At 65.2% G+C, this 14,179-nt stretch carries 13 protein-coding genes and 1 tRNA gene; 6 read left to right on the top strand and 8 right to left on the bottom strand.

What is annotated here, in order from left to right:
* Positions 1–133: 133 nt before the first annotated feature.
* From VMI09_15760 to VMI09_15735, 6 genes are all read right to left on the bottom strand, one after another.
* On the bottom strand, positions 134–865 hold the full coding sequence (locus tag VMI09_15760; protein ID HTQ26142.1) for a hypothetical protein: 732 nt from the start codon (positions 863–865) through the stop codon (positions 134–136).
* A 311-nt stretch (positions 866–1,176) separates the two neighbouring features.
* Positions 1,177–2,040 (bottom strand): lipoyl synthase, encoded by an 864-nt coding sequence (gene lipA, locus VMI09_15755; protein ID HTQ26141.1) that lies wholly within the window; start codon positions 2,038–2,040, stop codon positions 1,177–1,179.
* Positions 2,037–2,774, bottom strand: a complete 738-nt coding sequence (lipB, locus tag VMI09_15750) for a lipoyl(octanoyl) transferase LipB (GenBank protein ID HTQ26140.1) — start codon at positions 2,772–2,774, stop codon at positions 2,037–2,039. Before lipB ends, lipA begins: the two co-directional genes overlap by 4 nt.
* Before the next feature lie 35 nt (positions 2,775–2,809).
* On the bottom strand, positions 2,810–4,222 hold the full coding sequence (gene lpdA / locus VMI09_15745; protein HTQ26139.1) for a dihydrolipoyl dehydrogenase: 1,413 nt from the start codon (positions 4,220–4,222) through the stop codon (positions 2,810–2,812).
* A 106-nt stretch (positions 4,223–4,328) separates the two neighbouring features.
* The gene (locus VMI09_15740; protein HTQ26138.1) at positions 4,329–4,973 is read right to left on the bottom strand and encodes a ribonuclease HII; all 645 of its coding nucleotides are present in this window, start codon (positions 4,971–4,973) and stop codon (positions 4,329–4,331) included.
* Positions 4,974–5,065: 92 nt separating this feature from the next.
* The gene (locus VMI09_15735) at positions 5,066–5,494 is read right to left on the bottom strand and encodes a PH domain-containing protein (GenBank protein ID HTQ26137.1); all 429 of its coding nucleotides are present in this window, start codon (positions 5,492–5,494) and stop codon (positions 5,066–5,068) included.
* Positions 5,495–5,716: 222 nt separating this feature from the next.
* On the opposite strand from VMI09_15735, the gene VMI09_15730 reads away from it, so the two are divergent.
* Together VMI09_15730 and VMI09_15725 are read left to right on the top strand one after the other, a co-directional pair.
* A complete protein-coding gene (locus tag VMI09_15730; GenBank protein ID HTQ26136.1) occupies positions 5,717–6,559 on the top strand; it encodes an LLM class F420-dependent oxidoreductase in 843 nt (280 codons plus the stop codon).
* Between the two features lie 285 nt (positions 6,560–6,844).
* Positions 6,845–7,108, top strand: a complete 264-nt coding sequence (locus tag VMI09_15725; protein HTQ26135.1) for a helix-turn-helix domain-containing protein — start codon at positions 6,845–6,847, stop codon at positions 7,106–7,108.
* Positions 7,109–7,377: 269 nt separating this feature from the next.
* Here VMI09_15725 and VMI09_15720 read toward each other — a convergent pair whose 3' ends face one another.
* Positions 7,378–9,357 carry a ribonuclease catalytic domain-containing protein gene (locus tag VMI09_15720; protein HTQ26134.1) on the bottom strand — a complete coding sequence of 660 codons (1,980 nt, stop codon included), beginning with the start codon at positions 9,355–9,357 and terminating at the stop codon, positions 7,378–7,380.
* Between the two features lie 114 nt (positions 9,358–9,471).
* On the opposite strand from VMI09_15720, the gene VMI09_15715 reads away from it, so the two are divergent.
* Positions 9,472–11,220 (top strand): cation:proton antiporter, encoded by a 1,749-nt coding sequence (locus VMI09_15715; GenBank protein HTQ26133.1) that lies wholly within the window; start codon positions 9,472–9,474, stop codon positions 11,218–11,220.
* A 10-nt stretch (positions 11,221–11,230) separates the two neighbouring features.
* Entirely contained in the window at positions 11,231–11,467 is a 237-nt protein-coding gene (locus tag VMI09_15710; protein HTQ26132.1) for a hypothetical protein, read from the top strand.
* A 34-nt stretch (positions 11,468–11,501) separates the two neighbouring features.
* On the opposite strand, the gene VMI09_15705 is transcribed toward VMI09_15710, so the two are convergent.
* A complete protein-coding gene (locus VMI09_15705; GenBank protein HTQ26131.1) occupies positions 11,502–12,203 on the bottom strand; it encodes a hypothetical protein in 702 nt (233 codons plus the stop codon).
* 161 nt (positions 12,204–12,364) lie between these two features.
* Between VMI09_15705 and VMI09_15700 the strand changes: the two genes are divergently transcribed.
* Both VMI09_15700 and VMI09_15695 read left to right on the top strand, forming a co-directional pair.
* A complete protein-coding gene (locus tag VMI09_15700; GenBank protein ID HTQ26130.1) occupies positions 12,365–13,855 on the top strand; it encodes a hypothetical protein in 1,491 nt (496 codons plus the stop codon).
* A 25-nt stretch (positions 13,856–13,880) separates the two neighbouring features.
* A tRNA-Leu gene (locus VMI09_15695) sits at positions 13,881–13,968 on the top strand.
* Positions 13,969–14,179: the final 211 nt, after the last annotated feature.

Below are 14,179 nucleotides of genomic sequence, written 5' to 3'. Positions count from 1 at the left end.
CCCCCGCGGCCCTCGCGGTCCCCCACCTTTTACCCAGAGGCCGGTTGGGCCTTGCGGCCCCGCCCGGCTCTGGACAACCCCCCTTTTCACACCATGCGGCGACACCCGTCAGGCAGCGTCGCCCCTTCACATGCTAACTACGCGCGCCCGTGTCGCCTGCGCCATTACCGGCCTTCCACGCCACGCCAAAGCTTTCCGAGAGCTGGAGGAACTGACCCTGCAGTTCGTCCACAGCCTCGAAGCTCTTGGCCAGTACAGCGAGCTGAATCTGGAAGTTTCGCGCTGGTTCCATCGCACGGGCGAGTTGCGCGAGATTGACCTGGAACGCCTCGCCCAGCATCGCGATCTGTTCGTGCAGCGCCTTCATCGGTTCGAACGACTCGGCCAGTGTGCCGAGTTGTTCCTGGAACGAGCGCATCGGCTCGAACGTGCTCGAAAGCTTCTCCATCTGGTCGCGAAACGCGCGGATCGGCTCGAAGGCCTTCGCCGCCGACTGCGCGAGCTCTTCTATCGTGTCGAAGGACTTGCCGAGGTCGGCGAGCCGCTCCTGGTACTGTCTGGTTGAGTCGAAGACTTTGGATACCGCTTGCGCGAGTTGGTAGCGAGAGTTCCCGGGCTCAGCGTTTCCCGTGACGTGCTGAAGGATAGTGCCCGCCAGCGAGTCCGGCTGGACCGCCGGTTGCGGCGTCTCGGGTTCCCGCGTGCTCCCTCGTTCGCCTGCGTCCACGCCATTGACGACCACGGGTTGCTGCGGCGTGCCCGGAAGTTCGGCGCTGCGTTTGTATATCGTCTCGGCCGGCGGCGTCGTAGTCGCGGGCGTCGGATCGAGCAGACGCTTCCTCAACTCTTCGAGTTTGAGATTCATGATCGTCCGGCCTTCTCCTGTCGGATAAACCACTTCCCGTTACGCAAAACGCGTTCCGTCGGTAATATATGGCGTGAGGCGGCCTCCGGTTTGATGGCTAAATTATGGACGCTGGGGAATTTATAGCCGCTTATGCTGCTAGTAGAGATATTTAACGCAAACGAAGGTGAAGACTCGCGCCGATGGTAAAGGCCACTATAGCACCTTCGCGCGAATATGATGCGAGTCGCCTGCGGCCAGCCTTTAAATTCCCCTGTGGCGTGGCCGCAACGGGGATGCGTCCGGGGAGCATCCGTCGATCCCGGCGGGTGTTAATTCACGTGTTGCCAGGCATGGTACGAGCTTCGAACCAGGGGCCCCGATTCGACGTGCCTGAATCCCAGCGCCATGGCGGAGGACTTGAGGTCGGCGAATTCGGCGGGAGTGACGTAACGCTCGACCGGCAAATGGTCGCGCGAAGGGCGGAGGTACTGGCCGAGCGTCAGTATATCGCAGCCGGCAGTGCGCAGATCGCGCAGTACGCCTTCGATTTCGGACGTTTCTTCACCCAGGCCGAGCATGATCCCGGCCTTTGTCAGGAGCGCATCTCCGCGCCCCTTACCTGTGCTTCTCGCGTGAGCCAGCAGATCGAGCGAGCGCTGATAGTTCCCGCCGGGCCGGGCTTTGCGATAGAGGCTCGGCACGGTTTCGATATTGTGATTGAAGATTGCGACCGGCGCTTCGACCACGGTATCGACGGCTGAATGCGATCCTTTGAAGTCGGGCACCAGTACTTCGACCCGCGCCGCTGGCCGAAGCCGGCGAATAGCGCCTGCGGTCGCGGCGAAGTGCGCGGCGCCGCCGTCCGGCAGATCGTCGCGATCGACCGAAGTGACGACCACATGGTCGAGGCTCAGACGCGCGACGGCCTCGGCGATTCGCCGCGGCTCGTCGGGATCGAGCGGGCGCACCTTGCCGTGCGCCACCGCGCAGTAAGGACAGTTGCGCGTGCATACGTCGCCCATCAGCATGAAAGTGGCCGTGCGATGAGAAAAGCACTCGCCAATATTCGGGCATTGCGCTTCCTGGCAAACCGTATGTAATCGCAATTCGGCGAGCAGGGCGCGCGTGCGGAAGTACTCGGGCGAGGTCGGCGCTCGCACCTTGATCCAATCCGGATGTCTGCGCTCGATCATGGACGGATCTGAGCTTCGCAGGCGGCGGCCAACGGGTCAACGCGTGCCCACAGTGCGGCGGGATCAGCGATCGTAGTTTGATCAAACCGGAAGACCGCGGCGAAAGATCGCTCGACCGCGGCGATTGCCGCAGCCTCCAGCTGATCGGCGCTCCCGCGGCCGTCGGCGGCGCGGCCAAGCTCAAGTTCGACAGATGTCATCTCGATTCCAGCGATTCCGCACGGGACCATCGCGCCGAAATACTCAAGGTCGCTTGCCACGTTAAGCGCGAAGCCGTGGAGGGTTATCCAGCGGCGCAGGCCCACGCCGATCGAACCTATTTTGCGCTCGCCCACCCATACGCCGGTCAGCCCGGCGCGCCGCTCCGCCGCGATCCTCAACTCCGCCAGCGCGTCGATTATCGTCTGTTCGAGACGGCGCAGGTAAACGTGAATGTCGCGGTCAGGCCCCTGGAGTTTCAGGATCGGATAGCCCACGAGCTGTCCCGGGCCGTGATACGTAACCTGACCGCCGCGCGAGACGCGAAACACCGGAACTCTGGCGCGCGCTTCGCGCAGATAGCGGGCGTCGGCTCCGCGGCCGAGCGTGAAGACGTGCGGATGCTCCAGCAGCAGCAAAGTATCGCCGATAAGATCGTCGCGGCGCGCCGTCACGAGCGCATCCTGCAAAGCGAGCGCGGATTCGTAATCGACCGTTCCCATCCGCGCAATATCGATTGTGCCGCGCGTCTCCATCGGATTTGCGCCGTCAGCGCTCGGCCGCCGCCCCGTCAAAAGTTGATCGCCTCGCCCTCCGCCGCCAGCGCCGCTTCCATGATCGCCTCGGAGAGTGTCGGATGCGGATGCGGCGTCCTGCCGACCTCGGCCGTCGTCGTCTCGAGCGTACGCCCCAGGACGATTTCGGAGATCAGATCGGTCGCGTGATGGCCGATAATCTGCGCGCCCAGCACCTCGCTGTATTCCTTGCTGGCGATTATCTTGACGAAGCCCTCGGTCTGATTGACCGCCACCGACTTGCCGATCGCCCGGAACGGGAATTTCCCGACCTTGACCTCTATTCCGCGCTCGCGCGCCTGGGCCTCGGTCAGCCCGACCGTGGCGACTTCGGGCTCGCAATAAATGCATCCGGCGATCGACGTCAGGTCGAAGCCGGGCTCGCGCACACCGGCCATGATCTCGACCGCGGCGATGCCCTCGGCCGAGGCCTTGTGAGCGAGCAGCGGCGGGCGAATGACGTCGCCGATCGCGTACACGCTCGGACATTTGGTGCGAAACGAGTCGTCAACCTTGATGAACCCGCCGCGCTCCACTTCGACGCCGATTTTTTCCAGCCCCAGGTTCGGGCTTAGCGGATTGCGTCCCACCGCGATCAGCACCGCTTCGGCCTCGACGGTCTTCGCCGTGCCGGCCGCGTCGAGCGTGACCGTCCATCGCACGCCCTTGCGCTCCATCGATTTGTACCGGTGCCCGAGCATCACCGTGACTCCGCGCTTGACGAAGGAGCGGCGCAGCTCCTCGGCGATCTCGGCGTCGAATCCGGGCAGCATCTGCTTTTCGAGTTCGACTACCGTGACCTTGGCGCCGAAGGCCTGGTAGAAATAGGCGAATTCCAGTCCTACCGCGCCGGCGCCGATCACGACGATGCTTTCGGGCAGATGATCGTTCAGCAGCGCCTCGCGGCTGGTCATCACGCCATCGCCGAGTTTCATGCCGCCGAAGAGCCGCTCGCCCGATCCGGTCGCGATCAGGATGCGCTCGGCCTCGATCGCCGCCGCGGCCGGCGCCGGCTTACCTGCCGCCGGAGCGAGCGCCACGCTGTTGGGCCCGGCGATGCTCGCGCTGGCCTCGAACAGGTCGATCTTGTTCTTGCGAAAGAGGAAGCGCACCCCCTTGGAGAGCTTGTCGGCGGCCTCGCGGCTGCGTTTGATGACGCGGGCGAAATCGACCTTCACTTCGCCCACCTCGATTCCGTGTTCCTTGCCCGCGCCGCGAATCGACTCGATCGTCTCGGCCGAGTTCAGCAGAGCCTTGGACGGGATGCAGCCCCAGTTCAAGCACACGCCGCCCACTTCCTCGCGTTCGACCACCGCGACCCGCATCTTGAGCTGGCTCGCGCGAATCGCCGCCACATAGCCGCCCGGGCCGGAACCGATTACCGCGAGGTCGTATCGTGAATTTGCCAAGTTCGTCAGGCCCTCCGGATGAAGCTGTGGAACGGCAAGCTGTCGATGTTCGCCGCCGCTATCGGGGGCGCCCGTACCGTTCAACCTGAACTCTAACCCAAGGCGCTCAGGATGGTAAATCGCGGATGTCGAAGGCGAGCTGCGCCGCGGCGAAGACTGGCGCGAACGAGCGGCGATGGATCGGCGAGGGCCCGAGCGCGCGCAGCGCCGTGAAATGCTCGGGGGTGCAGTAACCCTTATGCTGGGCGAAACCATAGCCCGGGAAGCGCGCGTCGTACTCGCACATCATCCGGTCGCGCGTCACCTTGGCCAGAATCGACGCGGCGGCGATACAAAAGCTCTTGCGGTCGCCGCCGACGATCGGAGTTTGCGGATGCGCAAGATCCGCGATTCCGCGTCCGTCAACCAGCACATGGCCGGGAGTGCATCCGAGCGCCGCCAGAGCGCGCAGGCTCGCCTCGCGCGTTGCCCAGTAGATGTTGAGCCGGTCGATCTCCAGCGCTTCGGCCACGCCGATTCCCCAGGTGACCGCGCGCGCGGTTATCAGACCGTAAAGCTCTTCGCGCCGCTCCGGCGTGAGTTGTTTGGAGTCGTGTACGCCCTTGATAAAGGTTTCAGGAGCGAAGATCACGGCTGCGGCGACCACCGGGCCCGCCATCGGTCCAACGCCCGCCTCATCGACCCCTGCCACCACCTCGACGTTGCTGCGCCAGAGCTTGCGCTCGTGGCGGAGATCCGGATGCCTGGTCATTGCGCCGCTCCCCTCACACTGAGTGCGCCGATTATCGGCGCGCATCCGAGCGAGGTCAAATCTTGCGTCTCGCGATTGCAGCGATTTTTCCACTACGCGAGGCGTCTGAGGCGCGCGCGCCGCAGCGTCTCCGCGACCCCCTCGGGATCGGGAACGTCGTAGAGCCGGATCGCGTAGTCGGCGCTCGCGGCGGAGGCGATGATGATATTGCCGAGGCCCATCGCGCGCTGCATAAAGCGCCGCTCGACATCGACCGAGCGGACGTCGGCCAGTTCCATCTCGCGCCGATGGCGCGCCAGGATGCCCTTGTTCTCGATCACCCGTTCCGAAGTGAGGCTCCACGAGATGAAACGCCGCCTGAGCGCGGTCTGCGCGAAGCCTGCCGCTCCGAGCATCATCAAAATAAGGCCGAAAGTGCGGGCTTTGGGGGTTGCGACCTCGCAGGCGAATCCCGCCACGATGAAGAAGCAGCAAGTGACGATCGCGCCGACGAAGTGCCACCAGGCGGGATGCACCCGCATGAGCGCGTATTCGCGCTTATCCGCCGGTTTCGGCTCGTAAAGTCGAGCGCCGCAGCGTCCGCAGAATTGCGCTTCTGGGGCCGAACCGGATCCGCATTGCGGACATCTCATAGAACGATCGCTTTCGTGCCGGCGCTCGCATGCCGCCGGCGCATTAGCCTCGCTGGCGCCGGCGCCGACGGGTTTCCGATGCGCAGCGCTTCATGTTAGTTCTGCCCTACCATGAAGATAGCGCTGTTCGGAATCAACTATGGGCCGTGCGCGGATCCACGCGCGGCCAGCGATGTCGCGCGCGCCGCGGAAGCCGCCGGCTTCGAGAGCCTTTGGACCGGTGAGCATATCGTGCTGCCGGACCCTCAGGCGCCGCCCTCGCCGGCGGCACCCGAGACTCCGTTTGTCGACTCTCTGATCGCGCTGACCTTCGTCGCCGCGCAGACCAGGACCATTCGCCTCGGCACCGGAATCATTATCCTGCCGCAGCGCAATCCCGTCGTGTTGGCCAAGGAGCTTGCTTCCACCGACGTGCTCGCCAACGGCCGCCTGATTTTCGGTATCGGCGTCGGCTATCTGAAACCCGAGTTCGAGGCTATCGGCGCGCCCTTCGATCATAAGGGGCCACGCAGCGAGGAATTCCTGCGCGCGATGATCGCGTTATGGACAATGGACAAGCCGGAATTCCGCGGCCGCTATGTCTCGTTCGGCGGCGTCAACGCGATGCCGCGTCCGGTGCAGAAGCCCCATCCGGAAATCGTCTTCGGCGGTCATACCGGCGAGGCGTTCTCCCGCGCCGCGCGCCTGGCCAAGGGATGGTACGGCTTTGCGCTGGACCTCGAGACCACGCGTAAGCATCTCAACGGACTTAAGGCGGCATGCACGGAGGCGGGACGGCGCTTCGAAGAATTGGAGATAAGCGTGACTCCCAGCCGACGCATCGATCGCGACGAGGCGAAGCGTTTTGCCGACGCCGGGGTCCATCGGCTGATCCTGTTGCATCGCCAGAACGACGCGGCGGGCGTGATGCGTTTCGTTGGCGAGTGCGAGCGCGAGTTGGTCGGCAAGGTCTAACCGGCGGGCCTGAAAGGTAGCGGAAAAGCCGTCGGGGTCAGCTGAGTTTAGAACACGGTTCGCTGGAAAGAGCTGAAGCCGCCAAGAAAACGGCCTGAGGGAGCGGACCGGTATTGCACAGTTGAAACAGCCTATGGTCATTCTTGCATCGTAGTGGCGAAAGGTTGACCGGCACTTTCGTACCGGTTGGCAATTTTTTGACGCTTTATTCGTTAGCTTTGCCCTCATATTCATCCTATTAGGCACGATTCCCTTTTCTATGGCTTACGGCACACGCCTTGCTTTATGCGAGGTGTCCGGGAACGCAGCCCGGCAGGGTCACACGTAAAAGCGAGAATAAGGGGAGAGATTACGATGGCGATGAAATTGGAGAGCAGCAGGGTTATGACAGTCAAGGAACTGTCGGACTACCTGAAAGTGCATCCATCGACCGTGTACCGTCAGCTCAAGCGTGGCGGACTGCCGGCGTTCAAGGTTGGCAGCGATTGGCGTTTCAACATCGAATCAATCGATCGCTGGCGTTTGCAGCAGGACAACTTCAAGGGCTAACGCGATCCGCATGACTCGGGCCGCTGGCGGCGCGGCCCTTTTTGGGAATCATTTTCGAGCCGTTGGGGAGCAGCAAATGCTCCGCGCGCCGGAGTTGGAGGCGGTCCGGCGAAGATCGGGGGCCAACCCAAGCAGGCCGACAATTCCTGACCCCAGGGCGTCGCGAGAATCCCGGGGTGAGAGGCGGGGAATGAGGGCGGGCGGAAGTGGCTGCCATCCGACGCGCAAAACTGCGTCGGCGAACTCAAGCCCCAATCTCTCCCTAAATGCTACCACGCTCGTTCGGTTTCCCTCGGCACGGTTGCCAGGTATTCAAACGATAGCCAGCCGCGCAATGGATCGACCCGCGCGATCCTCAACCGGATCGGCGTTTGGCTCGACACGTTCGGCGCGCCGCGGAGCGCGCCCCGCACCGCATAGTCGTCCAGTTCCGCGCTCACTCCGTCGCGCGTCACCGTCCCTGCAAGCTCGCGCCCGAGCGCATGGCGCTTGAGGTAGGTCAGGATCCAGTAGCGGCGAGCGCGGCGCTCCAGTTCCTTGGCCTCCGCCTCCGCGTTCTCGGTCTGAGCCAGCACCGCGAGAATTCCGTCGGCGTCATATGGGGGCGCCGACGAGTCTGCGAGCGCGCTCACCAACTGGCGCTGCAGAACCAGGTCCGCGTAACGCCGGATGGGCGAACTCAGCTGCGCGTAGCATTGCAGCCCCGCCCCGGCGTGAAATTCGGGATACACCGACAGCCGCGCCCGCACCGCGCCCGCGTCGCCCGCTGACGGCTGCACCCGGTAAATCAGCGGGATACGGCGTTCGGCGGCATAGCTTGCCCCGACGAAATTGTTCAACACCATGAATTCGGCCACCAGCATGCGGCTTGGCGAGTTATTGTCGATGATTTCGATTTCGACCTCGCCGCCCTGCACGCGCACTTTCGGCTCACGCCGCTGCACGAGGATCGCTCCGGCCCGCTTGCGCCGCTCGCGAAGCGCGAGGGCCGCTTCCTGCAGCCGGCGTAAAGCCGCCGCGACCTCGGAGTCGGCCTCCGCGGCGCCGTCGAGGATGCGGTCGGCCTGCGTGTAGCTCAGCCGGCGTCCGATCCTGAGATCGCCCGGACTGATGATGGTGCTCTGCAATTCGCCGTCCGCGCCCAGCATCACCGAGGTGCTGAGCACGGAGCGCCGCTCCCCGGCGACCAGGCTGGCCCGCCGACAGCAGATTTCGTCGGGCAGCATCCGCACCGTCGTTTCGGGCAGATAGACGGTGGTCGAGCGCGCGGCCGCCTCGCGATCCATCGCGCCGCCTCGTGTGACGAAATCCGCGACTAGCGCGATGTGTATCCCGACGCGCAGCCGGCCGTCCGCGGTGACTTCGCAGTTGAGCGCATCATCGACCTCGAGCGTCTCTTCATCGTCGATCGTGAAAGCCACGGGCCCTTCGATAGGAGCCCGTTCTACCGGCACGACTGACGCCGCTTCGGCTTCCGCTCCTTCGCTGAACTCGGTGGCAAGCGCACCGATCGCGGCGAAGCGTGGCGCTTCGGGAGCCGCGCCCAACCGCTCGAGAATCTCGAAGGCAACCTCGGCCGGGTCGACGTCGGGAGCGGCCTGCGCGAGCATCAGCGTGAGTTCCTGGCTCCGCGTCGAAGGATTCTTGAGATAGCGCCGCAATTCGACGATCAGCGGAGGGGCATCCGCAGATGACGCGAGTGCGGCGTTAGCCGAAAGATCGTTGGCGATAATCGCGTTAAGCAGCTCGCGTGTGCGGCGCCCTTCCTCGCTGCGCATCCGCACCCGGCTCTCCTGCAGGCGCAGGCGCTCGACCTGCTCGGGCGCGCGCACCATGAATTCGCGGTTGCGGCGGACGAAGTAGATGCGATCGGTGAGGAGCGCGTGCAGCATCACCGCGGTGCCGGCGCTCGAGCGGCGGCCGAAGAAGAGTTCCGCCAATTCGTCGGCGCTGAACGTGCGGCCCTGTTCCTGGACGACTTCCCAAAGCAGCGTGAGGTCGAGCTCGGCACGCAGCCGCGCCTTCTCCTCCTCCAGCGCCGCAAGGCGCGCGGCCGGATCGCCGCCGCCCTCGGCGTGCGGCGCCGCGTGACGCATCATCACCAGCTCCCGGGAGACCGTGCGCTCGCGGCCCGCCTCGTCGCGAATCACCAGCTTGTCGCCCTGCTCGCGCAGCACGTAAGCCGGACGAAGTCCGCCCTGGTCGAGAAACTCGACCAGGGCGCCTGTGTATTTTATTGCCGAATTCACCCGTCTCCCTATTGTGACGGCCACCGCGAGCGAAGACCATATGCAAGGCCGTTCGCGCGGCGTTGCCCGAGGCGCGGCAGAGGCCGAGAAACGATTTCCGGAGATGATGCGGTGATGATTCCGAGCCTGGTTGCGAATTCCTTTCTCGAAGATCTGGCGCTGGTCTTATCCGTGGCGGCGGTCACCACGCTCGTCTTCCATGTGGTGCGCCAGCCGGTGGTGGTTGGCTACCTGATCGCCGGGATGATTGTCGGACCATATACGCCGGGGCTCTTCGTTGACGCGAGCCGGCTGCGCGGCGTCTCGGAGCTGGGCGTGATCCTGTTGATGTTCGCGCTCGGACTGGAATTCAGCCTCCGCCGCCTGTTGCGTTTGGGCCCGCGCGCCGCCTTCGTCACGGCCGTACAGGTCGGCCTGATGCTCTGGCTCGGCTACGTGTGCGGGCGCGCGCTCGGATGGAGCGCGCTCGAGAGTGTTTTTACCGGCGCGCTGCTCTCGATTTCTTCGACCACGATCGTGGCCAAGGCCTTCGCCGAGCAGCACGTCGGCGCGGGTTTGCGCGAACTCTCGATGGGCGTGCTTTTGTGCGAGGATCTGGTCGCGGTGATCATGCTGGCGGTGCTGACGCCGCTCGGCGCGGGCGCGTCGCTTAGCGCCGGGGCGCTGGAATGGACGGGGGTGCGCCTTGCGATTTACCTGCTCGTGACGGTCGGCGGCGGAATTCTCGTGATCCCGCCGCTCGTGCGGCTGGTCGCGCGGATGGACCGTGACGAGACGCTGGTCGTGGCGAGCCTCGCTATCTGCTTTGCCTTTGCGATGGAGGCCGCACGGGCCGGCTATTCGGTCGCGCTCGGTGCGTTTCTCGCCGGCTCGCTGGTGGCCGAGTCGGGAGTGGCCGGCCATCTCGAGGAGCTGGTCCGCCCGCTGCGCGACGTTTTCGCCGCCGTCTTCTTCGTTTCGGTTGGGATGATGATCGATCCCGGGCTCATCGCGGCGCATTGGCAGGCGCTCGCGCTGCTCGTAGGCATGCTCGTCGCGGGCAAAATCGTGGGGGTGACGACGGGCGCGCTGCTCGCGGGGACGCCGGCGCCGCTAGCCGTGCAGACCGGGATGAGCCTCGCGCAGATCGGCGAATTTTCGTTCATCATAGCGGGCGTCGGAGTGGAGACCGGCGCGGCCCATCCGTTTCTCTACGCCGTCGCCGTCGCCGTGTCGGCGATCACCACTTTCACCACGCCGTTCATGATCCGCGCAAGCGAACCGGTCGGCGCGATGATTGAGCAGCGCGCGCCGCACGCGTTGGCTCGCCTGCAGCGCGTCTATGACCTATGGGTCGAGCGCGTCAACGCGGGCCGCGCCGGTACGGACATTCGCCTGGGCGCGGCGGCGCCGCTCTTCTTTCTCATCGCGGGCGGTGTCTGCGTCGCCGCGGTGGTGCTCGCGATCAATTTCTTCGGCCGTCCGATCCAGCGGGAGATGCTTGCCCTTGGGCTCGCGCCGGTGCGCACGGCATTGGCAAGCGACCTGCTTGCGATGGCGGTGGCGGTGATTGGGATGGCCGCGATGCTGTTCGGGGCGCGCCAGCTTGCGGCCAGGCTCGCCGACCATCGCGCGCCCGCCGCCGCCGGCGGCGCTGTCACCTTGCAGGATCGGGAGCGCGGCGTGATGATGGAGATTCTGCAGCTCGCCATCATGGTCTGCGCCGGGATGCTGCTGCTCGCGGTGCTGCAGCCGTTTCTGCAGATTCGCGAAGGCGTGTCGGTCGTGATGGTGATGGTTTGTGCGATCGCATTCGTGCTCTGGCGCGGAGCCCGCCGCCTGACCGCCGCGGGGCCGCAGGGTTCAACTTCGATGAAGGCTTAAGACTGACGCGATGGCCGGTAAAGCTATAACGCTCGAATTGCCCGACGAGCTATGGATGATCCTCGCCGAGGTGGCCGACGCGCTCGGTATCTCCACCGCCGGCGAGGCCGCGGTGATCGCAATCGCCGAATGGACGTCGCGGCGCAAGTCCGAACTCGACGATCGCGATCCCGAGCAGCGCTACTTCGTCAACCAGGCGCTCGACGAACTCACGGCGGCCGCGGAGAAGAAGAAACAGGAACGGTAAGTTTCGTCGCGACGCTGACGGCGGCGATGCGGGATTAGCGCCAGGGCTCGTGCATCACTTCGGTGTCGCCGGTCTCCTGGTTGACCAGCAACAGCTCGACCTCGTGATAGCTGCCCTTGGGAAAGAAGACGTAGCCGCTCTGCGTAAAATCGTGGCGGACCTCGCCGCCCGGCAGCGCCAGCGCCTGAAGCTGCGCGTTGGCCTGCTGATCGGCCTTGCTCGCGCCATTTTGCACTCCGCTGACGATTCCCGCGCCGCCGCCCGCCGCCGCGCCGACTATCGCGCCGCTCGCCGCGCCGCCGATGCCTGAGAATTCGTTGACCACCGATCCGATCGCCGCGCCCAGTCCCGCCCCGAGCGCGCCTTCGGCGACCCCGCCGACAGCGCCGCTGGTCAGCGCCGCCTTGAGTTCGCCCGAGCCGCCGGCCTGGCGCGCTGCCTCGCCGGGAGGCAGTGGCGCGACGCGCGCGCCCGATTCGTTGAGCGCGAAGATCTGGCTCGGCACGACCGAACGGGGAATCTCGCTGCCGTTGGCGATCGAGACATAAACCGGCTGTACGTCGCCGATCGGTTGGCTCGGCTGCGTGGACACGTTGAGCTGACCCTCCTGCGGAGTTGCGACGATCTGCGGCGTGTCCTTAAGCGGCGCCGAAGCGATCCCGCATCCGGCGATCCCCAGCGCTGCCAGGAGGCCGAGCCATCTCTTGATAGAGCGAAATCGCGCGAAAGCCTTCATGCTTTATTGTAATGCCGGAGGCTGCGGCGCGATCAAGCGTCAGGCCGCTTGCCAAAGGCAGCTTGCGCGGGTATTACCGCGCCGTGCACAATCGCCCATCTGCGCCGCGACGCTGATTTTCGCCGTCACCGAGCGCGCGCGCGAGCAGCACGAGGACCCGCATGAGGGACCTGATGGACGCGGACGAAATCATAAGGAGACAGGCAGCGGCAGAGACGGCGCGCGCGCCCGGCGTCAAACCGAACGTCGCGGCCGGATGCCTCTATCTGTTCGCCCTGCCATTTTGCGGCTTCGGGATTTTCGCGCTGGCGACGGCGGTTGGCTATCTGCGCGCGGGCAATCCGGCTCAGGCGGCGTACGGAGCGCTCTTCGCGATCGTTTTCGGCGGCGTCGGCTTCGGCTTGGTCTATGCGCTCCGCCGCGGCACGCGAATGATGGAGGCGCGCGACCGCCTGCGCGCGGCCCATCCCGAGGAGCCCTGGCTCTGGCGCGAGGATTGGGCCGCGGGCCGCATTCCGGCGTCGATTGGCAACAGTCCGCTCATGCTGAGCGCATTCGCCGCGCTCTGTTTCGCCGTAAGCGCGCCCGGCCTTTACGCGATTCCGCGCGAGATGGCGCGGGGAAACAATCTCATCCTGCTAGTCCTGCTCTTTCCGCTCGCGGCGCTCGCGCTGCTCGGGCAGGCGGCGCGGGCGGCCGCGCGGCTTCGCGTCGTGCGCGGCGCGGCGTTCGAGATGGACTCCGTACCGGGGCAAATCGGCGGGACGCTCGCGGGCAAAATCGTCCTGCCCCAAAGCCTCCGGCCCACCAGCGGCTTCACGCTGGGGCTTCGATGCGTCAACCGGGTGACCTCGGGCAGCGGCGACTCCTCCTCGACCTGGGAGCACGTGCTCTGGAACGACGAACAGGCCGCCGCCTTCGACGGTGCGACGGTGCCGGTCGCGTTCTATATCGCGCCCGACACTCCCGCCTCCGACGACTCAAACCGCAACAACGAAATCATCTGGCGTCTCTCCGCGACCGCTCCCACGGCCGCTGGGCCGTTCGACGCGCTGTTCGAGGTCCCGGTCTTCAAGGTCGCGGAAACCGCCGAGCAGCGGCGTCTCGCTGAATCGGTGCGCGCGGCCGAACATCGGCAGACCGGAACCTACGTGCATCCGGAGGCCTCGCGCATCACGATGCATCTGACGCCGGGCGGAGCGACCGAGGTTTACTTTCCGCCGCTTCGGAGCCCCGGCGCGGCGCTCGTAACCGCGGCCTTCACCGCGATCTGGAGCGCGTGCTTGTGGCTGATGTTCGTGATGCGCGTGCCGCGCATGTTCGAAATCGGATGGGGTTTCTTCGACGCGATACTGGTGCTGATTCTGCTGAGCATGTTTGCCGCGGCGCGGGTGCGGGTCGGCGACGGTGCGGTTACGATAGTGAAGTCGCTCGCGGGAGTCGTATATTCGCGCCGGCAAATCGCGGCGGGCGACGTTTCGAGCGTGGCCGCGGTCCCGGGGATGACTTCGGGCAATACCGTGTACTATCAGTTGCGGATTACCTGGGGTGGCGGGCGGCGTTACGACTTTGCCGACGGGATCGGCGACAAGCGCGAGGCCGACTGGCTCGCGGATCAGATAAGCCAGCGGCTGGGGCTCAAGCAGGAGTGACTATCGGGATAGCGGATTGAACAGGGCCGGGGTGGCGAAACGGCAGACGCAGGGGACTTAAAATCCCCTGGAGCGAAAGCTCCGTGCGGGTTCGAGTCCCGCCCCCGGCACCATACTTCCTCAATAGACATACGGTCTTTGTAGCCCTCGCCGCTTTGACTGTCAAGGGAACAAAACGACGATTTTCGAGTAGACTTTGGCTGTACTTTGGCTGTTTGGTGCGACCTGCTTCGTAGTCCCCCAACTATTCACCGATCTCCAGGCGCAAGAGGTCTGGTTACACTCCGGCTCGGGGGGAACTAAGCGACAGGCTGCCGCGGGTCT

It is taken from the genome of Candidatus Binataceae bacterium, assembly GCA_035500095.1.
GTDB lineage: Bacteria > Desulfobacterota > Binatia > Binatales > Binataceae > JAKAVN01.
The sequence above is the reverse complement of the archived record's forward strand: the minus strand, read 5'-3'. Positions and strand labels throughout refer to the sequence as shown.

Bases quoted from the DNA above. Each gene is read 5' to 3' on its own strand.
- VMI09_15760 (HTQ26142.1), bottom strand. From the start codon at position 865: ATGAATCTCAAACTCGAAGAGTTGAGGAAGCGTCTGCTCGATCCGACG.
- lipA (HTQ26141.1), bottom strand. From the start codon at position 2,040: ATGATCGAGCGCAGACATCCGGATTGGATCAAGGTGCGAGCGCCGACC.
- lipB (HTQ26140.1), bottom strand. From the start codon at position 2,774: ATGGAGACGCGCGGCACAATCGATATTGCGCGGATGGGAACGGTCGAT.
- VMI09_15740 (HTQ26138.1), bottom strand. From the start codon at position 4,973: ATGACCAGGCATCCGGATCTCCGCCACGAGCGCAAGCTCTGGCGCAGC.
- VMI09_15735 (HTQ26137.1), bottom strand. From the start codon at position 5,494: ATGCGGGTGCATCCCGCCTGGTGGCACTTCGTCGGCGCGATCGTCACT.
- VMI09_15730 (HTQ26136.1), top strand. From the start codon at position 5,717: ATGAAGATAGCGCTGTTCGGAATCAACTATGGGCCGTGCGCGGATCCA.
- VMI09_15725 (HTQ26135.1), top strand. From the start codon at position 6,845: ATGCGAGGTGTCCGGGAACGCAGCCCGGCAGGGTCACACGTAAAAGCG.
- VMI09_15715 (HTQ26133.1), top strand. From the start codon at position 9,472: ATGATTCCGAGCCTGGTTGCGAATTCCTTTCTCGAAGATCTGGCGCTG.
- VMI09_15710 (HTQ26132.1), top strand. From the start codon at position 11,231: ATGGCCGGTAAAGCTATAACGCTCGAATTGCCCGACGAGCTATGGATG.
- VMI09_15705 (HTQ26131.1), bottom strand. From the start codon at position 12,203: ATGAAGGCTTTCGCGCGATTTCGCTCTATCAAGAGATGGCTCGGCCTC.
- VMI09_15700 (HTQ26130.1), top strand. From the start codon at position 12,365: ATGAGGGACCTGATGGACGCGGACGAAATCATAAGGAGACAGGCAGCG.